The organism is Amycolatopsis saalfeldensis (assembly GCF_900110575.1).
Taxonomy (GTDB): domain Bacteria; phylum Actinomycetota; class Actinomycetes; order Mycobacteriales; family Pseudonocardiaceae; genus Amycolatopsis; species Amycolatopsis saalfeldensis.
In genome coordinates, this window is sequence record NZ_FOEF01000019.1 from 77,055 (window position 1) to 100,899 (window position 23,845).

23 protein-coding genes and 1 pseudogene are annotated in these 23,845 nt (G+C 70.2%); 7 read left to right on the forward strand and 17 right to left on the reverse strand.

Annotation, left to right across the window (positions count from 1 at the left end):
- The first annotated feature begins 129 nt into the window (after positions 1-129).
- The gene (locus BMY97_RS33720; RefSeq protein ID WP_091625075.1) at positions 130-408 is read left to right on the forward strand and encodes a YciI family protein; all 279 of its coding nucleotides are present in this window, start codon (positions 130-132) and stop codon (positions 406-408) included.
- Here the strand turns inward: BMY97_RS33720 and BMY97_RS33725 are convergent, their stop codons facing one another.
- From BMY97_RS33725 to BMY97_RS33750, 6 genes are all read right to left on the reverse strand, one after another.
- A complete protein-coding gene (locus tag BMY97_RS33725; protein ID WP_091625077.1) occupies positions 409-1,416 on the reverse strand; it encodes a PDR/VanB family oxidoreductase in 1,008 nt (335 codons plus the stop codon).
- Positions 1,413-2,309, reverse strand: coding sequence for a metal-dependent hydrolase (locus BMY97_RS33730; RefSeq protein ID WP_091625080.1), 897 nt, complete (start codon positions 2,307-2,309; stop codon positions 1,413-1,415). Before BMY97_RS33730 ends, BMY97_RS33725 begins: the two co-directional genes overlap by 4 nt.
- On the reverse strand, positions 2,306-3,778 hold the full coding sequence (locus BMY97_RS33735; protein WP_091625082.1) for a flavin-containing monooxygenase: 1,473 nt from the start codon (positions 3,776-3,778) through the stop codon (positions 2,306-2,308). Before BMY97_RS33735 ends, BMY97_RS33730 begins: the two co-directional genes overlap by 4 nt.
- Before the next feature lie 83 nt (positions 3,779-3,861).
- Positions 3,862-4,335, reverse strand: a complete 474-nt coding sequence (locus BMY97_RS33740; RefSeq protein ID WP_091625085.1) for a pyridoxamine 5'-phosphate oxidase family protein — start codon at positions 4,333-4,335, stop codon at positions 3,862-3,864.
- Positions 4,336-4,407: 72 nt separating this feature from the next.
- On the reverse strand, positions 4,408-5,304 hold the full coding sequence (locus tag BMY97_RS33745) for an SDR family oxidoreductase (protein ID WP_091625087.1): 897 nt from the start codon (positions 5,302-5,304) through the stop codon (positions 4,408-4,410).
- Positions 5,305-5,401: 97 nt separating this feature from the next.
- The gene (locus BMY97_RS33750; RefSeq protein ID WP_091625088.1) at positions 5,402-6,319 is read right to left on the reverse strand and encodes an aldo/keto reductase; all 918 of its coding nucleotides are present in this window, start codon (positions 6,317-6,319) and stop codon (positions 5,402-5,404) included.
- Positions 6,320-6,391: 72 nt separating this feature from the next.
- On the opposite strand from BMY97_RS33750, the gene BMY97_RS33755 reads away from it, so the two are divergent.
- The gene (locus BMY97_RS33755; protein WP_091625091.1) at positions 6,392-7,213 is read left to right on the forward strand and encodes an LLM class F420-dependent oxidoreductase; all 822 of its coding nucleotides are present in this window, start codon (positions 6,392-6,394) and stop codon (positions 7,211-7,213) included.
- A 103-nt stretch (positions 7,214-7,316) separates the two neighbouring features.
- Positions 7,317-8,348 (forward strand): class II fructose-bisphosphate aldolase, encoded by a 1,032-nt coding sequence (fbaA, locus tag BMY97_RS33760; RefSeq protein WP_091625093.1) that lies wholly within the window; start codon positions 7,317-7,319, stop codon positions 8,346-8,348.
- A 63-nt stretch (positions 8,349-8,411) separates the two neighbouring features.
- Here the strand turns inward: fbaA and BMY97_RS33765 are convergent, their stop codons facing one another.
- The 3 genes from BMY97_RS33765 to BMY97_RS33775 are packed head-to-tail and all read right to left on the reverse strand — an operon-like array spanning position 8,412 to position 10,295.
- The gene (locus BMY97_RS33765; protein WP_091625096.1) at positions 8,412-8,816 is read right to left on the reverse strand and encodes a PIN domain-containing protein; all 405 of its coding nucleotides are present in this window, start codon (positions 8,814-8,816) and stop codon (positions 8,412-8,414) included.
- Entirely contained in the window at positions 8,809-9,090 is a 282-nt protein-coding gene (locus BMY97_RS33770) for a type II toxin-antitoxin system Phd/YefM family antitoxin (RefSeq protein WP_245787631.1), read from the reverse strand. Before BMY97_RS33770 ends, BMY97_RS33765 begins: the two co-directional genes overlap by 8 nt.
- 32 nt (positions 9,091-9,122) lie before the next feature.
- Entirely contained in the window at positions 9,123-10,295 is a 1,173-nt protein-coding gene (locus tag BMY97_RS33775; RefSeq protein WP_177231668.1) for a hypothetical protein, read from the reverse strand.
- A gap of 243 nt (positions 10,296-10,538) precedes the next feature.
- Here BMY97_RS33775 and BMY97_RS33780 point away from each other — a divergent pair, with 243 nt between their 5' ends.
- Positions 10,539-10,949, forward strand: a complete 411-nt coding sequence (locus tag BMY97_RS33780) for a DUF3151 domain-containing protein (protein WP_091625104.1) — start codon at positions 10,539-10,541, stop codon at positions 10,947-10,949.
- Between the two features lie 95 nt (positions 10,950-11,044).
- Here the strand turns inward: BMY97_RS33780 and BMY97_RS33785 are convergent, their stop codons facing one another.
- Positions 11,045-12,226 carry a sensor domain-containing diguanylate cyclase gene (locus BMY97_RS33785; RefSeq protein WP_091625107.1) on the reverse strand — a complete coding sequence of 394 codons (1,182 nt, stop codon included), beginning with the start codon at positions 12,224-12,226 and terminating at the stop codon, positions 11,045-11,047.
- Between the two features lie 313 nt (positions 12,227-12,539).
- Complete coding sequence (locus tag BMY97_RS33790) at positions 12,540-13,799, reverse strand: MFS transporter (protein WP_091625111.1); 1,260 nt, start codon at positions 13,797-13,799, stop codon at positions 12,540-12,542.
- A 317-nt stretch (positions 13,800-14,116) separates the two neighbouring features.
- On the opposite strand from BMY97_RS33790, the gene BMY97_RS33795 reads away from it, so the two are divergent.
- Positions 14,117-16,060 carry an FAD/NAD(P)-binding protein gene (locus BMY97_RS33795; RefSeq protein WP_091625114.1) on the forward strand — a complete coding sequence of 648 codons (1,944 nt, stop codon included), beginning with the start codon at positions 14,117-14,119 and terminating at the stop codon, positions 16,058-16,060.
- Here BMY97_RS33795 and BMY97_RS33800 read toward each other — a convergent pair.
- The 3 genes from BMY97_RS33800 to BMY97_RS33810 form a co-directional block, all read right to left on the reverse strand.
- Positions 16,057-16,956, reverse strand: coding sequence for a glycosyl hydrolase family 18 protein (locus BMY97_RS33800; RefSeq protein WP_091625411.1), 900 nt, complete (start codon positions 16,954-16,956; stop codon positions 16,057-16,059). The genes BMY97_RS33795 and BMY97_RS33800 overlap by 4 nt on opposite strands.
- Before the next feature lie 79 nt (positions 16,957-17,035).
- Entirely contained in the window at positions 17,036-17,674 is a 639-nt protein-coding gene (locus BMY97_RS33805; protein WP_177231670.1) for an HNH endonuclease family protein, read from the reverse strand.
- A 109-nt stretch (positions 17,675-17,783) separates the two neighbouring features.
- Positions 17,784-18,461, reverse strand: a complete 678-nt coding sequence (locus tag BMY97_RS33810) for a hypothetical protein (RefSeq protein WP_425425362.1) — start codon at positions 18,459-18,461, stop codon at positions 17,784-17,786.
- Positions 18,462-18,536: 75 nt separating this feature from the next.
- Between BMY97_RS33810 and BMY97_RS33815 the strand changes: the two genes are divergently transcribed.
- A complete protein-coding gene (locus tag BMY97_RS33815) occupies positions 18,537-19,823 on the forward strand; it encodes an adenylosuccinate synthase (RefSeq protein ID WP_091625117.1) in 1,287 nt (428 codons plus the stop codon).
- 153 nt (positions 19,824-19,976) lie between these two features.
- On the opposite strand, the pseudogene BMY97_RS33820 reads toward BMY97_RS33815, so the two are convergent.
- A pseudogene (locus BMY97_RS33820) lies at positions 19,977-20,275 on the reverse strand (OsmC family protein).
- A gap of 123 nt (positions 20,276-20,398) precedes the next feature.
- Between BMY97_RS33820 and BMY97_RS33825 the strand changes: the two are divergent.
- Positions 20,399-21,322, forward strand: a complete 924-nt coding sequence (locus BMY97_RS33825; protein WP_091625120.1) for a TIGR03564 family F420-dependent LLM class oxidoreductase — start codon at positions 20,399-20,401, stop codon at positions 21,320-21,322.
- On the opposite strand, the gene BMY97_RS33830 is transcribed toward BMY97_RS33825, so the two are convergent.
- The gene (locus tag BMY97_RS33830; protein WP_091625122.1) at positions 21,303-22,937 is read right to left on the reverse strand and encodes a Na+/H+ antiporter; all 1,635 of its coding nucleotides are present in this window, start codon (positions 22,935-22,937) and stop codon (positions 21,303-21,305) included. The two genes, BMY97_RS33825 and BMY97_RS33830, sit on opposite strands and share 20 nt — an antisense overlap.
- A 43-nt stretch (positions 22,938-22,980) precedes the next feature.
- Entirely contained in the window at positions 22,981-23,397 is a 417-nt protein-coding gene (locus BMY97_RS33835; RefSeq protein WP_091625125.1) for an alpha/beta hydrolase, read from the reverse strand.
- Between the last annotated feature and the right edge of the window lie 448 nt (positions 23,398-23,845).

Consider the following 23,845-nt stretch of genomic DNA (forward strand, 5'->3'; position numbering starts at 1 on the left):
ACACAGCCACTGACGCACGCCTAGCGTATCGGGTCGCCCCCCACCCGCCACCGATCGGATGCTGAGACCGGCACGGTAGTGACAGGTAGCGTCGGGACCGTCACCGCCGCACTAGCCCGGGAGATCCACATGGCCTGGTACCTCGTCGAAATCCGTTACGTACAGGAGAAGCTGGCCGAGGTCCGGCCCCGTCACCGCGAGTACCTGTCCGGCCACGCCGCCGAGGGCCGGGTCGCGGTCGCGGGCCCGCTCGGCGACGGCACCGGCGGCCTCACGCTCTGGCAGGCCGACGACGAGGCCGCGCTCACCGAATTGATCAACACCGACCCGTATTACCTCGAGGGTGTGGTCGCGGAGCGCTCGGTGCGCGAGTTCAAGCCCGTGCTCGGCGCCTGGCTGCCGAGCTAGTCACAGCTCCAGGACGGCGGGTCCGCGGTCCACGCAGATCCGCACCGATCCGCCGTCCGGGGTGGGCACCGCGCAGGTGCCGCAGAAACCCTGGCGGCACGAGTAGGGGACGTCCGGCAGCCGCTCCCGCACCACGTCGAGGGTCGAGCGGTCCGCGGGCACGTCCAAGGTCACGCCGGTGCGCCGCAGCTCCACCCGGTACGGCTGCCCGTCGACGATCGGCGGCGTCGAGAACCGTTCGAAGTACACCGCCGCGGCGCCCGTGAGCGCCAGGTCCACGCGCACGCCGGTGATCATCGGCACCGGCCCGCAGCAGTAGACCGAGGCGCCGTCCGGCACGCCTTCCAGCAGCTCCGCGCCCGAGGCGGGGATCCCGTACTCGGTGTCCGGCCGGATCCACACCCGTTCCGCCGGCAGGTCCGCCAGCTCGTCGAGGAACGGCATCGACGCGCGGTCCCGTCCGGTGTAGACGAGCCGCCAGCCGACGCCGTTCGCGGCCGCGCGGCGCACCATCGGCAGGATCGGCGTGATCCCGATGCCGCCGGCCACGAAGAGGTAATCCGGCGCGGCGACGAACGGGAAAGCGTTGCGCGGCCCGCGCACCATCACCTTCGTGCCCGGCCGCAACGTGTGCACCTCCGCCGAAGCCGTCCCGATCCGCCGCACCGCCACGCGGTAGTACGACGGGTCCTCGGGGTCGCCGCACAGCGAGTACTGCCGCAGCCGGCCCGACGGCAGGTGCAGGTCCAGGTGCGCGCCCGGCCGCCAGCCCGGCAGCGGCCCGCCGGCCGGGCGCGCGAGCCGCAGGCTGACCACGCCGTCGGCTTCCTCGCGCACGGCCTCCACCAGCAGTTCCAGGTCCCGGTCGACCTCGCGTACGGGCGGGCGGCTGCGCCCCGATCGGTCGGCGAGCCTGCGGTAGGCCGCGGTCACCCCGATCAGGGTGGACATCAGCCGGTCGCGCCGCCCGCTGCCGTCGAGCTTCGCCGGGAAGTCGGGCGTGCTCACTTCGGCGCGTCGGCCGCCTGCGCCGCGGGTGAGCTGGCGAGGTACGCGACGGCCTGGTCGGTGTTGCCGGTTTCCGTGGGGTGATAGGACTTCCGGAAGTACGGCCGGATCTCCCGCAGCAGCTCGCGCGGGCCCGGCAGGAGCCCTTTTCTCGCCGCGTCCCGGTATCCGCGCAACGACGCCTTCCCGGGCCGGGACGGGTCGTTCGCCATCAGGAACCGCGTGCCGCGCGCGAAAACCCAGAACAACGCGGGCGTCACCACGGCCATGCTCCGCACCCGTCGCGAGTAACGGCCGTCGAGGTGGCAGAACAGGTCGTACGCCACGGAACGGTGCTCGACCTCCTCCGCGCCGTGCCAGCGCAGCAGGTCGAGCATCGTCGGGTCGGCGCCCGCCTCGTCGAGCGCCTTCGCGTCGAGCACCCACTGGCCGAGGAACGCCGTGTAGTGCTCGATCGCCGCGATCAGCCCGAGCCGCTCGATCAGCCACTCTTCCGGCGAGTGCCCGGCGCGCCTGGTCCGCCCGCGCGGGTCGCGGTCGCCCAGCAGCTTGCGGAACAGCCACTCCATCTGCGCGACGTACGGCCGGACGTGCAGTCCCGCGGTTTCGAGGTGCGCCGCGGCGCCGTCGTGGGCCTCGGCGTGCATGGCCTCCTGGCCGATGAAGCCGAGCACGTCCTCCTTGAGCCGCGCGTCGCGGATCAGCGGCACGGCCTGCTTGAACACCTCGACGAACCAGCGCTCGCCCTCGGGCAGCGCGATGTGCAGGACGTTGATGGTGTGCGTGGCCTGCGGTTCGCCGGGGACCCAGTGCATCGGCAGCGCGGCCCAATCGAACTCGACGTCACGCGCGTGCAGCACGATCTGCTCGTGGTCGATGGGCTCCGCGCTCATGACGCTCGCCCGCTCAGCTCGTAGTCGCTCGGGTCCACGCGGCGGGTCTCCAGCCAGTACCGCCAGGTGAAGCCGGGCCAGATGGTCCGGTTCACGCCCTTCGCGTCGAGGTACCAGCTCTTGCAGCCGCCCTGCGTCCAGACGCCCTTGGCCAGCCGGTCCTGGATCTCGGCCTGGAACTTCGCCTGCACGGACGGGCGCACGTCGAGCGCCGCGGCGCCGTGGGAGTCCGCCAGCCTGATCGCGTCGACCACGTACCGCGACTGCGACTCGATCATGAACACCACGGAGTTGTGGCCCAGCGCGGTGTTCGGGCCGAGCAGGAAGAACAGGTTCGGGAAGCCGGCGACAGTGATGCCCTTGTGCGTCTGGATCCCTTCGGTGGCCCAGGATTTCGCCAGGCCGCGGCCCTCGGCGCCGGTGATGTCCAGGTATTCCAAGGCATCCGTGACGTGGAAGCCGGTGCCGTAGATGATCGCGTCGACCTCGTGCTCGACGCCGGCACCGTCGATCACGCTGTGCGCCTTGACTTCCCGCACGCCTTCGGTGTTCACCTCGACGTTGTCGCGGGCCAGCGCCGGGTAGTAGTCGTTGGACAGGAGCACGCGCTTGCAGCCCATGGTGTAGTCCGGCGTCAGCTTGCGCCGCAGTGCCCGGTCCTTGATCGCCTTGGCCATGTGCCGCTTCGCGATCTGCTGGCCGGCCTTCATGATCGCCGGGTGGCCGTTGAAGCCGATGCCCTGCGCCTCGCGGCCCCAGTAGACGAAGCCGCGGTACAGCCGCTGGGCGCCCGGGACCCGCTTGAACAGGGTCTTCGCCCAGCCGGGCATCTCGTGGTCGGGCTTCGGCATGATCCACGGCGGGGTGCGCTGGAACAGCGTCAGCTCACCGACGGCCGGCGCGATCCGCGGCACGAACTGGATGGCGCTCGCGCCGGTGCCGACCACGGCGACCTTCTTGCCGGTCAGGTCGAACTCGTGGTTCCACTGCGCGGAGTGCCACGACTGGCCCTTGAACGCCTCGATGCCGGGCAGCTTCGGGATCTGCGGGATGTGCAGGCCGCCGACGCCCGACACCAGGAACTGGGCGGAGAACTCCTGGCCGCTCTTCGTGCTCACGGTCCAGCGGCGCTCGCCGTCGTCCCAGTGCGCGCCGGTGATCTCGACGCCGAACCGGGTCTTCTCGCGCAGCCGGTGCTTGTCCGCCACGCCCTTCAGGTACTCGAAGATCTCCGGCTGCGGCGAGAACGACCGAGACCAGTCCGGGTTCTGCTCGTAGGAGAACGAGTACATGTGCGACTGCACGTCACAGGCGCACCCGGGGTACGAGTTGTCCCGCCAGGTGCCGCCCACTTCGTCGGCCTTCTCCAGGATCACGTAGTCCCGGATACCGGCCTTTTCGAGCTGGATCGCCTGGCCGAGCCCGGAGAACCCGGTGCCCACGATCACGACCTTGAACCGCTCGGTCATCTCCTCGGCCTCCGCTGCGCTGGGGGGTCTGCCGAAGATGACGTTACCTCAGGTAACAGTTACTTGGAAGTACAACCTACTCGCTAGTATGAACCGCCGAGCTTCGTGTGGTCCCAGCTGACCAGCTTCGTCGGGCGGAAGACCAGCCCGATTCGCTTCGGGGCCTGGCCTTCGATGAACGAGCGCAGCTGGTCCGGCACCGGGTCGCCCGGCTTGGCGCCGGCGTAGCGCTGCATCAGCGTGATCCCCATCCGCGTGACCTCGGCGGTGTCCTCGACGAGCTGGACGTCGGCCTCCATGGAGATGCCGCGCAGCTTCTCGTAGGAGTCGCCGTCCTCGAGCAGCACGGTCGCCTCGGGCAGCCGTTGCAGGTTCTTCGCCTTCTGCGACGTGGCGTACGTCCAGGTCGCGACCCCGCTCTCGTACGGGTAGTACCAGAGCGGCGTCAGGTGCGGCCTGCCGTTCGGCCCGATCGAGGCGACGTTGATGACCTTCTGCTGGTCGAAGTACTCGCGGACCTCGTCCTCGGTCATCCTGATCTGGTCACGACGCGACACGGGCGGCCTCCCCGGGGAGTAGTTGTCAGTGCGTCAACCATCCTCCGGGCGGCCGCCCGTGTCGAGCCCGAGCTAGCGCTTGGTCGCGGCCCGGCCGCCGTGGCCGGTGACCGCCGATTCGAACGCGCCGCGCTCCTTGATGTCCGCGAGCGCGGCCTTGTCCGCGGCCGGCACCCGGGACCGCGAGCCGAGTTCGATGATCGGCGGGAGGAACGCGCGCAGCAGCTTGAGCCCGCCCACCCAGCGCGGCACGTGGATCGTCCTGGCGCGCTTGAGGATGCCGGCCTCGAGGTCGTCCAGCGCCACGCTCAACGGGTAGGTCTTGCCGATCAGCCCGGGCATCGACGAGCGCAGCTTGCCGAACACCGGGTGCGTGTCCGCGCTCTCGACCAGGTCGGTGCGGATCCACGAGGGGTGCGCGACGCCGACCTTCACGCCCAGGTGCGCGACCTCCGCGCGGAGGCTGTTGGAGAACGCTTCGACGCCGGCCTTCGCGGCGGCGTAGTTCGCCATGCCGGGCGCGTGCGTGATCGCGGCGAGCGAGGAGATGGCGAGCAGGTAGCCCTTGCTCTCGATGACGTGCGGCAGCGTGACGCGGAAGGTCCGCCAGACGCCCAGCAGGTCGACCTCGATCACCTTCTCGAACGCGGCCGGGTCGACGGACCGCACGAAGCCGGCCGTGGCGATCCCGGCGTTGGCGATCACGATGTCGATCCGGCCGAAGTGCTCGACGACGCCGGCGGTGGCTTTTTCGAGGGCGTCCCAGCTGGTGACGTCGGCTTCCCAGGCGTGCGCGCTCGGGCCGATCTTCGCCGCCACCTTCGCCTGCTCCTCGGCCTCCAAGCCCACCAGTGCGACCTTGGCGCCGCGTGCCGCCAGCCGCTCCGCGAGCCCGGCCCCGATGCCCCGAGCCGCCCCGGTGATCAGCACGACCTTGCCGTCGACCCCGGTGTTCCTGAGCAGTGCCACGGTGCCCTCCTTGGCCTCGTTTCCGCCTCTGGAGGGCACCGTAGCTCAACCTACCCCGAGTAAGCTACTGCTAAGTAGGTTCGGTTCCGCGGCCGGATCAGCTCGCGGAGGCCTCGCTCAGCGCGGCGATCTCGCCGGTCGACAGCTCCAGCGAGACCGACGCGACCAGGTCTTTCAGCTGGTCCGTGTTCCGGGCGCTCGCGATCGGCGCGGCGATCGTCGGCTGCGAGCGCAGCCACGCCAGCGACACCGCGGCCACCGACGCGCGGTGGGCTGCGGCGACCTCGTCGAGGGCGGCCAGCACGCGCTCGCCGCGGTCGTCGAGGTACTTCAGGGCCCGCGGCGCGCGGGGTGAGTCGCCGGGCTCGTCCTTCGAGCGGTACTTGCCGGTGAGGAAGCCGAGCGCGAGCGCGAAGTACGGCAGCGTCGAGAGGTCCTCACGCTCGACCAGCGGCGCGAAGTCCTTCTCGTAGTCCCGCTCGACGAGGTTGTAGTGCGGCTGCAGCGCGACGTACCGCGCGAGGCCTTCACGGTCCGAAATGGACAGTGCTTCGGCGAGGCGGTCCGGCGCGTAGTTCGAGGCGCCGATGTAGCGCACCTTCCCAGCTCGCACTAGGGCGTCGAACGCTGTGAGGGTCTCCTCGAGCGGGGTGTCCCGATCGTCCTCGTGCGCGTAGTAGAGGTCGATGTGGTCGGTTTGCAGGCGTCGCAGGGAATCCTCCGCCGCGGCGGCGAGGTTCTTCGCGGACAGGCCGGGCCGCTCGGCCCACTTGGCGACCTTCGTCGCGATCACCACGTCGTCGCGGCGGCCGCGTTTGGCCAGCCAGGTGCCGATGAAACGCTCGGAGCCGCCGCCTTGGCCGTACGTGTCGGCGGTGTCGAGGAAGTTCCCGCCCGCCGCGGTGTAGGCGTCGAGCACCTCGTGCGAGGCGGGCTCGTCGGCGGTGTAGTTGAAGACGTTGCAGCCGAGATTGAGGCCGTACACGTCGAGTTCGGAGCTGCCGATCTTCGTCATGCTTCGAAAATAGCTGCGATCCGAGCGGGCCGATCGGGAGGAAATCACCGCCCGGGTGCGTTTGACTGAGGCATGGCTATCGAACTGGGCAGGATCGGCATCTGGCGGGCCGCGACGCAGACCAACGGCGAGTTCGCTGCGGAGGTGGAGAAGCTCGGCTACGGCGCGCTGTGGCTCGGCGGCTCACCCGGCGGCGACCTGAAGATCGTCGAAGAGCTGCTGGACGCGACCGACCACCTCGCCGTCGCGACCGGCATCGTCAACATCTGGTCGGACAGCGCGGAAAGCATCGCGAAGGCCTTCCACCGCATCAACGACAAGCACCCGGACCGCTTCCTCCTCGGCATCGGCGCCGGGCACCCGGAGGCGACGCAGCAGTACACCAAGCCGTACGGCGCGCTGGTCGAATACCTCGACGCGCTGGACGCCGCCGGCGTCGCGAAGGAGGCCCGCGCGCTGGCGGCGCTGGGCCCGAAGGTCGTCAAGCTGTCCGGCGACCGCTCGGCGGGCGCCCACCCGTACCTCGTCACGCCGGAGCACACGCGCTCGGCGCGGGAGATCCTCGGCGCCGGCCCGCTGCTGGCGCCGGAGCAGAAGGTCGTCTTCGACACCGACCCCGAGCGGGCGCGCGTGCCCGGCCGGCAGTCGGTCAGCTTCTACCTCAAGCTGTCCAACTACACCGCCAACCTGCGGAAACTCGGCTTCACCGACGAGGACCTCGCGGGCGAGGGCAGCGACCGCCTGGTCGACGCGCTGGCTCTGCACGGCGACGCGGCGACCATCGCCGCGGGCGTGCGGGCGCACCTCGACGCGGGCGCGGACCACGTGAACATCCAGGTGCTCGGCGAGGATCCGTGGCCCGCTTACCGGGCACTGGCGGCCGAGCTGATCTGAATCGGTCCACGTTCCGCTTCGTTTGTGAGGTGGGACCGGTCCGCGTGACCGGTCCACCTCGTACGATGCGGCTGTACAGGCCAGCCGTCTCGAGGAGGAAACGATGCCCATCGCCACCCCCGAGGTCTACGCGGAGATGCTCGACCGGGCGAAGGCGAACGAGTACGCCTTCCCGGCCATCAACGTGACCTCGTCGGAAACCGTGAACGCCGCCATCCGCGGGTTCGCCGAGGCGGAGAGCGACGGGATCATCCAGTTCTCCACCGGCGGCGCCGAGTTCGCGTCCGGGCAGAAGGTCAAGGACATGGTCGTCGGCGCCGCGGCGCTGGCGGAGTTCGCCCAGGTCGTGGCCGCGAAGTACGACGTGCACGTCGCGCTGCACACCGACCACTGCCAGAAGGACAAGCTGGACGGATTCGTCCGCCCGCTGATCGAGATCTCGGCCGAGCGGGTCAAGAACGGCCAGAACCCGCTGTTCCAGTCGCACATGTGGGACGGCTCCGCGATCGACCTCGACGAGAACCTCGAGATCGCGCAGGAGCTGCTGGCGAAGACCGCCGCCGCGAAGATCATCCTCGAGGTCGAGATCGGCGTCGTGGGCGGCGAGGAGGACGGCGTCGCGCACGACATCAACGAGAAGCTCTACACCGCCGAGGGCGACTTCCTGAAGACGATCGACGCGCTCGGCTCCGGCGAGCACGGCCGCTACCTGCTGGCCGCGACGTTCGGCAACGTGCACGGCGTGTACAAGCCGGGCAACGTCAAGCTGCGCCCGGACGTGCTCAAGGGCGGCCAGGAGGCGGCGTCGAAGAAGCTCGGCCTGGCGGCCGGCTCGAAGCCGTTCGAGCTCGTCTTCCACGGCGGCTCGGGCTCGCAGCCGGAGGAGATCCGCGAGGCGGTGTCGTACGGCGTGGTGAAGATGAACGTCGACACCGACACGCAGTACGCCTTCACCCGCCCGATCGCCGACCACTTCTTCAAGAACTACGACGGCGTCCTGAAGATCGACGGCGAGGTCGGCAACAAGAAGGTCTACGACCCGCGCAGCTACCTCAAGGCCGCGGAGACCGGCATGGCGCAGCGTGTCGTCGAGGCGGTCGAGGCACTGGGTGCGGCGGGCAAGAAGCTCGGCTGATTCCGGTTCCGCAGCAACGAGAACGGCCCTTCCCGGCTCGAACCGGGGAGGGCCGTTTCCGGTTCAGACCGCGACCATTTCCAGCATGCTCTCGAGCCCCTTGAAGTCCGCGGCGTTGCGCGTGTAGAGCGGCAGCCCGCAAGCGGACGCCACGGCGGCGATCATCAGGTCGAGCTTGCGGGGCTTGGGATCCCGGTTCGCCGCGATCGTCAGCGCGACCAGGGTCCCGTAGCGGGCCGCGGCTTCGTCGTCGAACTGCGGCGGCGTGAATTCCGTGAGCGCGGCACCCAGTTGCTCGGTTCGCGCGGCGCGCACCAGAGGATCCTTGGCCATCGCGATGCCCTGGTGCAGCTCGGCCATGGTGATCGAGGTGAGCGCCGGGAAATGCGGCAGATCGCGGGGATTCAGCTTGGCGAGGTCGATGTACGCGCAGGTATCGAGGATGCCTGCGTCGTGGCGGTCAGCCACGCGAGCGCTCCCACGGATCGGTGGCGTCGATGCGCTCGTCGCCGAAGTGCTCATCCGAGTCCCGGCGCAGTTCGGCGGCGTCCACCTGCGGAAGCCGCTTGTGGCGGGTCACCAATTCCTCCGCGGTGAGCCGACGACGACGAGGGATCGGGCGCACTTCGGCGACCTCGACCCCGTTGCGGGTGATGCGGAACGTCTCGCCCGCCTCGACCGCGTCCATGACCGCAGCCGAGTTGTTGCGGAACTCCCGCTGGCTGATCAGGCTCATTGTCATAAGCCCAGTGTAGCCCCCTGTAGCACCCAGGGCTACTGGGCGATCTGCCGCGCGGCCCACCACCGGGTCGTCGGAGCAGCCGCCGCCCACAGGGCAAAAACACCCGCCAACGCGACCAGCGCGGTCCAGTACGCGACCGGTGGAGCGGACTCCGTGTGCGCGTCGCCCAGCAGCCACGGGCGGAACTGGGACTGGAGCCACAAGGCGCTGTACCCGAAGGCCGTCACCAGCAGCGCGCCGATGCCCGCCGTGGCGACGCGGTGGCCGGCGCCGACGCGGAAGGCCAGGTCCACGGCGAGGCCGACGGCCGGCAGGTAGAACGGGACCGTCGAGACCGGGAAGCCAAGGCCCAGCAGCAAAGGCCACATCACCGAGCGGTACCCCACGTACGCCGCCGCCACCGAGAGCGCCGACCAGCGGCGGCCGAGCGTGTGCCGCGCCAGCGCCAGGATCAGGCCCGAAACCGCGATGCCCCACAGCGGATACACCCACGACGGGATCGGCATCGTGAAGTGCAGGATCGCGGCGCGGTCCACCGGGTGGCCGATCTGGTTCGCGGCGAAGGACAGCAGCGTCGGCTCGGCCTCGGGCGTCCCGCGTTCCCACGCGCGCAGGCCGAGGATGCCGTACTCCTGCTGGCCGTTCGGGAAGAACGTGTTCTCCAGGAAGAACGCCCAGAGCGCCAGGAGCACGCCGGTGCGGAAGCGCCCCGGCGGCGCCAGCCGGAACCACGCGAGCAGCACGCCGGCCTGCATGACGCCGGTGCCCAGGTACAGCATCAGGTGCGAAGGGCTCCACGCGGTGAGGTCGAGGCCGTTCACGCGGTGGTTGATCACGTCCAGCGGCGCGGCCACGAGGAACACCACGAGCCCGGTCTGCATCAGCCGCAGCGAAGGCTTGTCGCAGCCGAGGCCCGTGTAGCTGTGGATGGCCACCAGCACCACGATGATCACGGTGCCGACGGTGTTGATCAGGTGCGGCGGCGCGAGGTCGTCACGCAGCCAGCGGAAGTGCCACGACATGTCCCACGAAGAGCCGACCAGCTTGAACGCGAACGCCGTCAGCCACATGCCGAAGCAGAACCGCAGCACCCACGCGGGTGTCGGCTGACCCGGGGCGCCGCGGTGCCAGTGCCGCGCGAAGAAGAGCCTGGTCTTCCCGAGCGGGCTGCGCGGGACGACGAGGCCGGCGACTGCGTTGGTCATGGCGGACATCATTCCGGGCCGGGACGCCCAAGCGGGCCGGAAAGTGGCAAACCGCTCGAAGACCAGGGTTCACCCCTACGGGTGGCGGATTTGCCTCCGCGGCGGCGGGTTCGGCATCCTGTCGCGCCATGATGCCGAAACGCGTGGTTGCCGCTGTTGTGATCGCCGCCCTGGTGCTGGCCGGCGGCGGGGTCCTCGCGGGCCTGTTCCTCTGATCCGCCGGGCAGTGGGCAGAATGGCAGCATGACGCACAACCTGCTCGGCCCCGAGCCGACCCTGCTGCCCGAGCACACCGCCGCGCAGGCCGCGCTCGACGCGGGCACCGATCCCGCCGCCGTCGCCGCCGAACACCCCGACTTCAGCGCGGCGTGGGCCGCGCTCGCGGAGAAGGCGCTGGAGTCCGGCGAGACCGTCGCCGCCTACGCCTACGCCCGCACCGGCTACCACCGCGGCCTCGACCAGCTCCGCCGCGCGGGCTGGAAGGGCTTCGGCCCGGTGCCGTGGTCACACGCCCCGAACCAGGGGTTCCTGCGGGCGCTGGCCGTGCTCGGCCTCGCCGCCGGCCGCATCGGCGAGACCGAAGAGTACGAGCGCTGCCGCACCTTCCTCGCCGACTCCGACCCGGCCGCGGCCGAGGCGACCGGCCTGAAGTGACGGATGACCTGACGCCGTGAGGATCGGCGCCAGGTCAGAAGCAGTGAAGAAGCGGGCCCGGCCGCTGGGGGGAGGAGGGCCGGGCCCGCCGGCTGTCAGGCGACTGCCGCCAGGGCCGGTTTGGTCACCGAGCCGACCACGCGGTTGCGGCCGCTGTCCTTCGCCACATACACGGCGGCGTCGGCGGACGCCATCACTTCCTCGATGCTGGAGCCGTCCATCGGGAAGGACGCGACGCCGATCGACGCCGTCCTCCGTTCGATCTCGACTTGTTCGCCTTCGTTGGTACGGGTCGGGATCACCAGCTCGCTGATGCGCTGGCGGATCCGCTCGGCCGTCACGATCGCGTCCTCTTTGGAGGTCGACGGCAGCAGCGCCACGAACTCCTCGCCGCCGAACCGGCCCACCAGGTCGTGGGCGCGCGTCTCCTGCTTGACCACCGCGGCGACGGCCTTGAGCACGTCGTCGCCCGCGAGGTGGCCGAAGGTGTCGTTGATGTGCTTGAAGTGGTCGAGGTCGATCATCAGCGCGCCGAAGGTGCTGTGCTCGCGCTCGGCGCGGGAGATCTCGCGCTGCGCGCCGTCCTGCCAGGTGGTGGCGTTGAGCAGCTGCGTCTTCTGGTCGGTGGTGGCCAGCTCCTCGAGCCGCTTGATCAGCACCGACCGCTGCAGGATGTAGAGCGGCAGGATGACCAGCAGCGACAGCAGCGGCTCGTTGGTGAGCACCATCGTCAGCAGGCCGCCGACACACAGGATCGACGCCTCGAGGAGGTTGTCGTCCATGGTGCCGAGGCAGGACGCGGGCGTCGCCTTCGCCGGGTTGGCCAGGTACAGGCCGAGGCCGGTCAGCGCGGTGTTCACGAGGAAGTAGCCGAGCGCGGCCGCGGCGACGGTCGCGACACCCTGCTCGCCCGCGAGGTGGCCGGCGAGCCCGGCGCCGAACCCGGACAGGACCATCGTCGTCGCGTTGGCCGCGACGCGGTGGGCCTCACCCGCGCCGATGCCGTTCCAGCTCCGCAGGGCGAGGTAGGCGTAGAGCACGACGGCCAGCGCGGCCACGAGCTGCGGCGGCACCAGCAGCGCGGCGGGCAGCAGCCACACCGAAGTCACGTTGATGTGCGGGCCGTGGCTCAGCATCCGGCGCTGGCGCTCGATCCGCCGCGTGACCTCGGTCTGCGCGATGGCCAGACCGGTGATCAGGGCGAACAGCCGCAGGTCGGCCATGGTGACGGAGATCAGCACAGTGCTCACGACCGTGAGCGCCGCGGCGGCGGCCATGCTCGTGAGCGTGACGGCGATCCATCGCCGCGGGCGTGACCACAGTGCCCACCCCCGGGCGATAGTGATCAAACCTTGTCCAGACCATTCCCCCGATGTGACCATTTTTCCCCCATGCTCTTGCGCGGCTGTCCGGTGACAACTTCCTCACTGACAGTTTCAGACCGTTTGCCGCCTGTCCACAAGAGCCTTAGGTGTGTACATTTTTCCCGAACACGCCGAAGGAAGGGTGACCAGCTATGCGCAGCAAGGACCAGTGACCGCGTAGCAGCACCGTAAGGTCGCGCAGGTCAAAGCCCACGCGCGGAACATGTCATGCATGTTCGGCGCGTGTGGCTTCCCTACCTGTGCCCTCTTCGGTCCCCCCGGACAACGCCCGCTGCCACATCAGCGTTAGCGGAATCGTAATCAACAGGCCCACCACGCCGAAGATGCCGACCGTCGTCTGTGCGGTCAGGTGATCGGCGAGTACTCCGCCGATCAGGGGAACTACGCCCATGGTCGTGGTCAGGCCGGTGTTGGACAGGCCCATCGTCAGCGCCCGGGTGTCGTCCGGCACCGCGACGGTCAGCGAGGCGGTCGCCTGCAGCAGCGCGATCGTGCCGAACCCGCCGGAGACCACGAACAGGACGATCGACCAGACCGGCCCCGGCTGCAGGAAGCACAGCAGCAGCGGGATCGCGGCGAGGGCCGTCATCGGCCCGATCAGCTTCGGCCGCACGTGAGCCGGGACCCAGCGCGTGTAGGCGAAGGTGAAGATCACGCTGCCCACCGGGTCGGCGGCGAGCAGCAGGCCGATCACGGACGGGCCGCCGCCGGACGAAGCGACGTACGGCGCCGCGATGCCCTCGTACACCGGCATCAGCCCGGCCAGCCAGGTGAACAGCATCAGCGAGCGCAGCGCCGACGTCGCGAAGGCGATCTTGCTGCCCGTGCCGAGTGAAGAGAAGAACGGCTTGCGCTTCTCGGTGCTGGTGGCGGCCGGGCGAGCCTTCACGCCGAAGCGCACGAACGTGGCCGACAGCAGGAATGTCGCGGCGTCCATCACCAGCGCCAGCCGCGGGTCGAGCGCGAGCAGCAGCGCGCCGCCGCCGGCGAAGCCGAGCAGCTGGGCCGACTGCACCGTCATGCTGCGGATGCCCATGCCGACCACGAACCGGTCGCCCTCCAGCACCTGCGGCAGCAGTGCGAGCTGGGACGCCTTGAACGGCGGGTTCAGCAGTGAGACGCAGCCGACCAGGATGCACAGCGCCCAGAACGGCAGCCCGGGGATCGCGACGAGCAGGATCAGCACGGCGCGCATCAGGTCGACCGTCACCATCACCGACCGCCGCGAGAAGCGGTCGGCGATGCCGGTCAGGAAGATGCCGCCCAGCAGCGACGGGAAGAACGTGAGCGCGTAGGTGAGGCCGGTCAGGGTGGCGGAGCCGGTGTTGGCGTAGACGAGCACGGAGAGGGCGACGCGGGCCAGCTGGTCGCCGGCTATCGACAGCAGTTCGCCGAACCACATGGCGCGGAACTCGGCGACTCCGAACACCTCGCGGAACGTGACCCGTTCCGGTGCTGCCGTCATGCGTGTTCTCCCCGACATCGTGTGCAGACCGTGCCGCACTGGTGATCAGTCGGTGACCTTAGGACCCACTGGTCACGGCCCGATCACAAAACGTGAGTTACCAAGGTCAGTGTCTCGTGACTGTTGGTGAATCTCTAGGTTCTTTCGCCGGTATCCAACGGGTCGCAGACAATTCTCCGGGTGTCCAGACGATAGCGCTCCGCACCGACACGATCACGACCAAGCCGGGTTTGTGGTTTGTGCCACACCGGTTGACCAGTGCGTCCGCACTCTGGGACCGGGTCCCTCCGGCCCTGGCCGCGCGTACCTTCGATCGAGTGACCGATCTCGCGACGTTCACGCTCGCCATCGTGGGCGCCGGACCTCGTGGGGCCGGCGTCCTGGAGCGGCTGTCCGCCAACGCCCCCGAGCTGCTGACCGGCAGGCGGCGCCTCGTCGTCCACCTGATCGACCCGTTCCCGCCGGGCGCGGGCCGGGTCTGGCGGTACGAGCAGTCGCCGCTGCTGCGGATGAACTCGATGCCCGAGGACGTCACCGTGTTCACCGACGAAAGCGTGTTGATCGAGGGCCCGGTGGTGCCCGGCCCGTCGCTGATCGAGTGGGTGCGGCAGGTGCGTGAGGGCCGCATCGGCTGGGACGTGCCGGACGGCCTGCGTGAAGAACTCGACTCGCTCGCGGCCACGGACTTCCCCACCCGGCAGCTGCAGAGCCTGTACCTGACCTGGTTCTACCGGAAGGTGGTCGCCGAGCTGCCGCCCGGGATCGAGGTGGTGGAGCACCGGGCCACGGCCGTGCACGTCGAAGACGGGGCGCCGCAACGGGTGTGGCTGGCCGGCGTCGAGGAGCCGGTGTTCGCGGACGCCGTGGTGTTCACCGTCGGCCACCTCGACGCGCGGCCGGACCCGGCGGAGCGGGTGCTGCAGGACTTCGCCGAGCGCCACGAGCTGGCCTATTACCCGGCCGGCTACACCGCCGACGTCGACTACTCCGCCGTGCCGCCGGGTGAGCCCGTGCTGGTGCGCGGGTTCGGGCTCGCGTTCGTCGACCTCATGCTGCTGCTCACGGAGGGCCGCGGCGGCCGGTTCGAGGAGCTGCCGGGCGGCGGCCTGCGCTACCACCCGAGCGGCGCGGAGCCGGTGCTGCACGTCGGCTCGCGGCGCGGCGTGCCGTACCACGCGAAGACGGGCTACCGGCTGCGCGGGAAACCGTTGCAGCTGCCCAGGTTCTTCGACTCGTACGCGATCGGGAAGCTCTGCGAGCGCCCCGGCCCGATCGACTTCCGCGCGGACGTGTGGCCGCTGATCGCGAAGGAGCTCGCCTGGGCGTACTACACCGAGCTGTTCACCGGCCACCCCGACCGGGTGCGGATGGACTTCGCGGTGTTCGCGGACGCCTTCGCGGACACCGGCTGGGGAACGTCCGAAATGGACGAACTGGTGCTCGCCGCCGTGCCGGGCGCCGAAGACCGGCTCGACCTGGAGAAGCTGGACCGCCCGCTGGCCGGGCAGCACTTCGATTCGGCGGAGGAGTTCGGCAAGGTCGTGCGCGAGTACGTGGAGGCCGATCTGGCGCGGCGCGCGGATGTCCGCCACAGCGCGGACCTCGGCGCGTTCATGGCCCTGCTTTCGGTGGTCGGCCAGCTGCCCGCGCTGCTGTACACCGGCCGCCTGTCGGCGACCTCGCAGGTGTCCGAAATGGACGGATGGTTCCACGGCTTCTTTTCCTATTACGCCAGCGGCCCGCCACCGCGTCGCCTGGAGGAGCTGCTGGCACTGGCCGACGCCGGGCTGATCTCCTTCCTGGGCGCGGAAACGCTCGTCACGGCCGACGAGGAGGCGGGGGTGTTCACGGCGTCCGGTGCGAGCTTCCCGGAGACCGTGACGGCCCGGACGCTGATCGAGGCCCGCCTGCCGGAGCCGAGCATCCGCCGCGCCGCCGACGAGCTGCTGCGGCAGATGCACGCCGAGGGCATCATGGCCGAGGAGACGGTGCCCGACCCCTCCGGCGACCACCTGCCGTCCGGCCGCATCGCCACGCGCATCGGGGACTCACGCCTGCTCGACGCGGCGGGCTCGGCGCACCCGTACCGGTTCGCGATGGGGCCGCACACCAGCATCCGCTCGGCCGCCGCGTTCACCCGTCCACGGACGAACGCCATTTCGTTCCGCCAGAACGACGCGCTGGCCCGGGAGATCCTGAAGCTGGTGAGTGTTCGTGACGGTTCCAACCGTCACGAACACCCACGAGCCGGTTGTCACTAGGCCTTCACCGTCGGGGCGATCTGCTGCGCCCACTGCCACGGCGCGCCCGTGCCGCCGGGCAGCGAGTTGAAGTACTCCCAGCCGTCGATGCCGCCGAAGTCCGGGTACTTCCGCACCAGGCTGCCGACGGTCGACTGCAGCGTCGGCATGTCGACGTAACCACTGCAGTTGGCCGGGTTCGTCACGGTCCCCGCGACGACCTTGCTCGCCGGGACCACCCCGCGGCCGATGATGCCATCGTAGCCGCTGGTGTCCTGCAGCGAGCCCCAGCCGCAGTAGAACTGCGTGTTGAACCAGGAGATCTGCGCGCCACGGTCGCGGTAGAGCTGGTCGTAGTCCATCCCGGACAGCCCGCCGCCGCCGCTCAGCTCGGTCGCCACCGGCGCGAGCGTGATCAGGAAGTCCGCGCCGAAGTCCGCGCGCAGGGCGTCGATCAGGCGGTTCATCGCCGCGTTGGACATGTGCTCCTCGACGTCGAGGTCGATGCCCGACAGCGAGTAGTCCTGGATCAGCTTGCGCAGCACCGGGTAGTAGGTGTCGAAGTCGTTCTCGAGCTTCTGGAAGCTGCCCTGCGCCGCGCCGCCGACGAAGGCGAGCGTGTGCACGCCCTGGCTGCGGAGCGTGCCCAGGTCCTGCCACATCTGCGTGAACTTGGCCGCGTCCGGCGGGTCGTCGTTGAGGTGCACGACGCCGCCGTCGTTGAGGTGGATCGCGCCGACGACCACGTCGGTCACGCCGGAGTTGTTCTGCGTCAGCGCCAGCGGCGAGACGTAGGTGCTGCCGTCGTAGATGGTCTGGTAGTAAACGATCACTCTGCGCCCGGTGGCAGCCGAAGCCGGCACCGCACCGAAAAGCACCAGGAGCACGGCCAGGCCGGCCGCAGCGATCTTCTTCATGGTCCAGACCATAGGTTCGCCGGCGGGTCCGCGGTACCACCGTCGGTAGGGCACCGCAGCCCGCCGGTGAAAACGCAGGTCAGCAGCGGCCGAGCATGTCGGTCAGCGCGGACTTCTCGGCGGTGTTCACGGTGAGGTCGAACTTCGCCTTCACGGCCACCCACATCTCCGCGTAGGTGCACCAGTAGCTGGTCAGCGGCGGCTTCCACTGGTCGGGCGACTTGTCGCCCTTCTGCTGGTTCACGTTGTCGGTGACGGCGATCAGCTGCGGGTCGGTCAGGTCGTTGGCGTAGGCCTGCCGCTGCGCCGTGGTCCAGGCCGAGGCGCCGGTGCGCCAGGCGTCGGCCAGCGGGACGACGTGGTCGATGTCCACATCGGACGCCGCGGTCCAGGTCGCGCCGTCGTAGGGCGAGAACCAGCTGCCGGAGGTGGGCGCGCAGTCGGAGCCGGTCTTCACGTTGGTGCCGTCGCGCTTGAGCACGACCTCGCGGGTGTTGCAGCTGTTGCCCTGGTCGATCCAGTGCGGGAACTTGTCCCGGCTGTAGCCGTCCAGCGAGCCGTCGGCCTTCACGGTCAGCCCGGCCAGGTCGCTCTTGGCCGTCGCCGCCGACGGGATGCCGGGCGGGGTCGCGCCGGCGACGCCGACCACGGTCGCGGAGAGGACGGCGGCGCTGGCCAGGATGGTCAAGGAGTTGCGAACAGCACGCGTTGTGGGCATATTGCTGCCTCCGAGTCAGGTGTGGGGACGGATTCACCCTTAACCACGGAAGTGGCATTTGCAACACCTGTGGGTGACGTGTAACAAACCTTTACGAGACGGTCCGTGTTCACGTTCCGGCTGGTCGCACCAGTCGCAGGTCCTCGATGTGGCGGTACCAGGTCCATTTCGTCACTTCACGCGGATGGCGGACACCGTCGCTGACCAGCGACGTCGGGTGGCAGCCGAGCTGGAACGCGCGCCCGCGCAGGGTCGTGGACCGTTTGACGAGCTTGCCGCGGGTGACGCGCGCGGCGATGCCGGCGGCGTCGGGCGAGACCTCGATCGTGGCCGCCGTGCCGTCGAAGGCGACCGTTTCGTCGCAGTAACCCTGTCCGTGGACGTCTCGCAGGGTCGCCCGGCCGACGAGCACCCCGCCGTTGTCCTCGCGCACGAGGGGGACCGCCGCGTCCTCGCCCGTCAGCGCGAGTTCGAGGGCCTCGGCCGGGTCCGCGGGCAGCCGCCAGAGCGCGGCGACGGCCGAATCGGCGGCCGAAGGCACGAAGCCGACCGACACGCCGGAGACGCGGTCCTTCCGCAGCAGCCGCAGCACCACGGCGGCCAGGTCCGCGTCCGTCCCCAAGATCACCAGCCGGTCGTGTTCACCCAGCAAGGGATCGATTTCCGCCTTGCCAGGGCGGCTCGGGACGCGGATCATGGGCGCGTCGCCGCCGTCGGCGAAAGTGTGCTGATCCGCACCGCAGGCCACCACGATTCCGCGCACCCCGGCGACCTCCGTTACAGTCATGCACCGGCATTTACCAGCGCCACCCGTGTCCCACCGGGGACACTTTTCCCTGTTGCCGAACACCTGGAGTGTCACATGCCGGCCATCGTGCTCATCGGTGCCCAGTGGGGGGACGAAGGCAAGGGCAAGGCCACCGACCTGATGGGTGACCGAGTCCAGTGGGTCGTCCGCTACCAGGGCGGCAACAACGCCGGTCACACCGTCGTCCTGCCCAATGGCGAGAACTTCGCCCTGCACCTCATCCCGTCGGGCATCCTGACCCCCGGCGTCACCAACGTCATCGGCAACGGTGTGGTGGTCGACCCGGGTGTCCTGCTGGACGAGCTCGCGGGCCTGGAGGAGCGCGGCGTCGACACCGGCAAGCTGCTCATCTCGGCCGACGCCCACTTGATCATGCCGTACCACGTCGCGATCGATAAGGTCACCGAGCGTTACCTCGGGAGCCGCAAGATCGGCACCACCGGCCGTGGCATCGGGCCCTGTTACCAGGACAAGATCGCCCGAGTCGGCGTCCGCGCGCAGGACCTGCTGGACGAGAAGATCTTCCGGCAGAAGGTCGAGGCCGCCCTGGAGTTCAAGAACCAGGTGCTGGTGAAGGTCTACAACCGCAAGGCCCTCGACGCCGACCAGGTCGCCGACGAGGTGCTCGCCGCGGGTGAGAAGTTCGCGCACCGCATCGCGGACACGCGGCTGCAGCTGAACCAGGCGCTGGAGCGCGGCGAGACCGTGCTGCTCGAGGGCTCGCAGGGCACGCTGCTCGACGTCGACCACGGCACGTACCCGTTCGTAACCTCGTCGAACCCGACGTCCGGCGGCGCCAGCGCGGGCTCGGGCATCGGCCCGGGCCGCATCACCACCGTGCTGGGCATCCTGAAGGCGTACACCACGCGCGTCGGCTCCGGCCCGTTCCCGACCGAGCTGGACGACGAGTCCGGCGAGTACCTGCGCAAGCAGGGCGGCGAGTTCGGCGTCACCACGGGCCGCTCGCGCCGCACCGGCTGGTTCGACGCGGTGATCGCCCGCTACGCCGTGCGCGTCAACGGGATCACCGACTACTTCCTGACCAAGCTGGATGTGCTGTCCGGCCTGGAGAAGGTGCCGGTCTGCGTGGGCTACGAGGTGGACGGCTTCCGCACCTCCGACATGCCGATGACCCAGACCGACGTGCACCACGCCATCCCGATCTACGAGGAGCTGCCGGGCTGGTTCGAGGACATCTCGGCCTGCCGGACCTTCGAGGAGCTGCCGGCCAACGCACGGTCCTATGTGGAGCGTCTGGAGGAACTCTCGGGCGCCCGCATCTCCGCGATCGGCGTCGGCCCCGGCCGAGAGCAGACGATCGTGCGGCACGAGTTCGTCTGAACTGCTGCTTGACGGGGCCCGCCACCGGTTTTCGCCGGCGGCGGGCCCCTTTTACGCTCATCTCCGCGGGCTGGGCGCTCTTCGGCAACCTCCAGCCTGAGTTGGAAGGGCTCGGTCCGAATGGGAAAGGCGGCCGGACAACCGCCCCCACCCTCAAGCGAGCTTGGTGCTCACCGGTGTCTCGTTGCGGAACAGGTCCAGCACCGGGCAGTGCTCGTCCACGGTTACGCGGACTGCGGTCAGTGGGATGCCCAGGCGCGCGGCCCAGAACTGGTAGGTGACCACCTGGCACGAGCCCAGCGCGGCGAGCGCGAGTGGTTGCGCACCCGCACGTCGACCACGGTCGCGGTGTCCGGTACCAGTGCGTTGGCCACGCTGAACGACACGGCCGCGTTGTGCGGGTCGCTTTTGACGGCCTGGCGGGTTCCTTCGATGACATCGGTCAGCGACACGAGTGCTCCTCGGGAGTCGGGACGTCGGGCCCCCCAGAGTGCGGTCCGCGCCGAATGGCCACATCGGCGTCCCACGCGGTGGGAAGCCGGAAACCGTTGCCGCGGCTGGATAGCGTGGGGTGCATGACCATCGGGATCACCCTGCCGGCGGGACTGCCCGCCGGAGTGGACGAGTTGATCGGGCAGGCGCGGCAGGCGGCGGGGGCCGGCGTCGGGTCCGTCTGGTTTTCGCAGCAGCCGTTGTCCTACGACGCCATCGCGGTCGCCGGGCTTGCCGGGCGGGAGGTGCCCGGGCTGGCGGTCGGGACGTCGGTCGTGCCCGTGTACCCGCGCCATCCCCTCGTGCTGGCGAGCGCCGCGCGCACCGCCCACGCCGCGACCGGCGGGCGCTTCACGCTCGGTCTCGGGCTGGGAGCGCAGAACTTCCACCAGCCGATCTACGGCGTCGAGTACCCGCCGCCGATCCGGCACCTGCGCGAGCAGCTCACGGTGCTGCGCCAGGTTTTCGCCGGGGAGGTGGTGGACTTCGCCGGCGAAACGCTCGACGTCCACCCGGCCGAGGCTGCTGCCGAGCCCGCGGACGTGTCGATCGTCGTCGCGGCGATGGGGCCGCAGGCGCTGCGCGTGACCGGTGAGCTGGCCGACGGCACCCTGCCCTTCCTCGCCGGGCCGCGGACCTTGGCCGAGGAAGTCGTGCCGACGCTCACGAAGGCCGCCGAACGCGCCGGTCGGCCGGCGCCGCGGGTGATCGCGGCCGTCCCGGTCGTCGTGACCGGTGACGTCGCCGCCGTGCGCCAGATCGCCGCCGCCGAGCTCGGGTTCTACTCGACGATCCCGTCCTACCAGAAGGTGCTGGCCACCGAGGGTGTCGACCACGCCGCGCAGCTCGCGCTGATCGGCGACGAGGAGGCCGTCGCCGCGGGGGTCCGGCAGTATTACGAGGCCGGCGCCACCGAAGTCCTCTTCGCGCAGACCGGCCTCAACGGCCCGGCGGACCGGGAACGCACGTGGCGGCTCGCCGGGGCGCTCAACTCATCCGGTTCGTGAGCGAGTTCGACACCGACAGCTCCTCCAGGTCCAGTTCGCGCAGCACCTTGTTCAGCACGACGTCGTCGAGGCGGCCCGCGCGGTTCTCCTCGATCAACGCCGCGCGCTGGGTGAGCAGCAATTCCTTGCGCGCCTTCGCGAACTGGGCCTGCGGGCTCGCACTGCGCTCCTCGCCGGACATGGTGATCGCCGCCTTCGCGAAGCGGTAACGGGTGTCCACGAGCCGCTCCAGCCGTTGCCGCAGCCGCGCCACCTTCTCCTCTGGGATGTCCAGTGTGGACAGTCGTTCCTTCGTGATTTCCCGCAGTCGCTCGTGGGCGGCTTTCTGGGCGACCTCGCGTGCGGCCAGCTCCTCGGCCTCGTCGCGGGCTGCCTCGCCCGGGTCCTGCACCTTCAGCAGCCGGATCAGCGGCGGCAGCGTCAGGCCCTGGATCAGCACCGTGCCGACCGCGACGGTGAACGCGAACAGCTGGATCTCCTCCCGCCCCGGCGTCCCGGTCGGCACACCGGCCGCCGCCGCGAGCGTGACCACCCCGCGCATGCCGGTCCACGACACCACGGCCAGCGCCCGCCACGACGTCCCCTCTCTGGCCCGGCCGAACAGCCGCAACGTCCGGGGCAGGTAACTCGACAGGAACACCGCCGGGATCCGCACCAGCATCGTCACCGCCAGCACCACGAGGGCGACCAGCGCGAGAGTCCCGTTGTCGCGCGCCGCGTGCTGCGCGCCGTCCAGGACGAACGGCAGCTGCAGGCCCATCAGCGCGAACACCAGCGCCTCCAGCAGCACGTCGATCGACGCCCACACCGAGCGGTCCTGCATGCGCGTGGCCGGCGACGCGTTCAGCGCCCGGTGTCCGAGGTACAGCCCCGCGGTGACCACCGCCAGCACGCCGGAGCCGCTGAACTCCGAGCCGAACGGGTGCAGGTGCTCCGCCGTCACGTACGCCGCGAACGGGACGATGATGCCGAACGCCGACTCCAGCAGCGGATCGTCGAGCCGCCCGCGGATGAACACCACCACGAACCCGGCGACCAGCCCGACGGCGATGCCCAGCACCGTCGCCACCGCGAACACGGCGAACCCGTGCCCGATCGACCCGGCGGTCCCGGCGACGGCCGCCAGCGCCACCTTGTACAGCGTCAGCGCGGCGGCGTCGTTGACCAGGCTTTCCCCGGTCAGCACGGTCATGATCCCGCGGGGCAGGCCGAGCTTGCGCCCGATCGCCACGGCCGTCACGGCGTCCGGCGGGGACACGACGGCGCCGAGCACCAGCGCGGACGCCCACGGCAGGTCCGGCAGCAGCAGGTGCACCACGAACGCGACCACGGCGGCCGTCAGCACCACCAGCAGCACGCCGAGCGAGATGATCGGCCGCAGGCTCGCGCGGAAGTGCGTGAGCGAGCTTTCCAGCGACGTCGAGTACAGCAGCGGCGGCAGGACGACCGTCAGGATCAGCTCGGGCTCCAGCTCGATCCGCGGCACTCCCGGGATCAGCGCGATGCCGAGCGCGACGACCACGATCAGCAGCGGCGCGGACAGGTTGTAGCGCCGGGCCAGCGCCGTCAGCCCCAGTGAACCCGCGAGGACGCCCACCAGCGTCAAGGTCTCCATGCCCGCATCTTGACCCACCCGCCGGGATCGCGCTCGTGCTCCGTTACGGGGTGGCCCCGCAAGCGGCGTCGTTGGTCGGGAGCTGGTTGTGCAGCAGGAAGTCGGTCAGCCGGGCGGCGGTGCACGGCTTGGTGAGGTCGACGCCGTGGCCCACGTCGTCGACGGGGTCAGCTCGGCGGCCACCCAGCGCGGTGCGCATCCGCAGGGCGTCGGAGTAGGCGGTGACGGCGTCGCGCGGCCAGAAGGCGCATGCCCAGATGTTCGCGGTGTTCACGTACGGCGGTACGCCCCGCCGTTGGCCGCCCAGCCGTCCGCGACCTGCTTCGCCAGCGCCGAAGCCGCGGTCCGCTTCGGACAGTCCATAGTGGATCGTCGGGGAGTGCCCGATTCCCCGGCCGTCGAACCCGATCAGGTCGTACGCCCCGAGCACCTGCCGCCCGACCGCCGTGCCCGACCACACTGGGCTCGTCCAGCCCGATATCCCAGGCCACCGGGCGCGACGACCAGCGCCTGGTCCCGAACCCCGGCAATCCGCGAGACGGTGAGGGCGATCGCGGCGCCGCGCGGCTTCGCGTAGTCGAGGGGAACGGCCAAGGTGGCGCACCGCTGCCGCGGGTCCCGAGTGGTGACGGCGCCGTTCGCACCGGGGGTTGGGGGTGGGCAGCTGCCCCAGCGCAGGGGCGCGTTGGGTGTCTCGGCGAGCGCGGTTGTTACTGGGGCGGCTGTGGGCGCGCCTGTCGCTGCGGCGGTGGTGGGTGTCTCGGCGAGCGCAGCTGTTGCTTGGGCGGCAGTGGGCGCGGCGGCTGCGGGCGTGTCCGCGAGCACGGCCATTGGTGCGGCGGCGGCTTCTCTGGTGATGGGTGTCGCGGCGGGCGCGGCTGTCGCTGGGGAGGCGGTTGCGGGCGTGT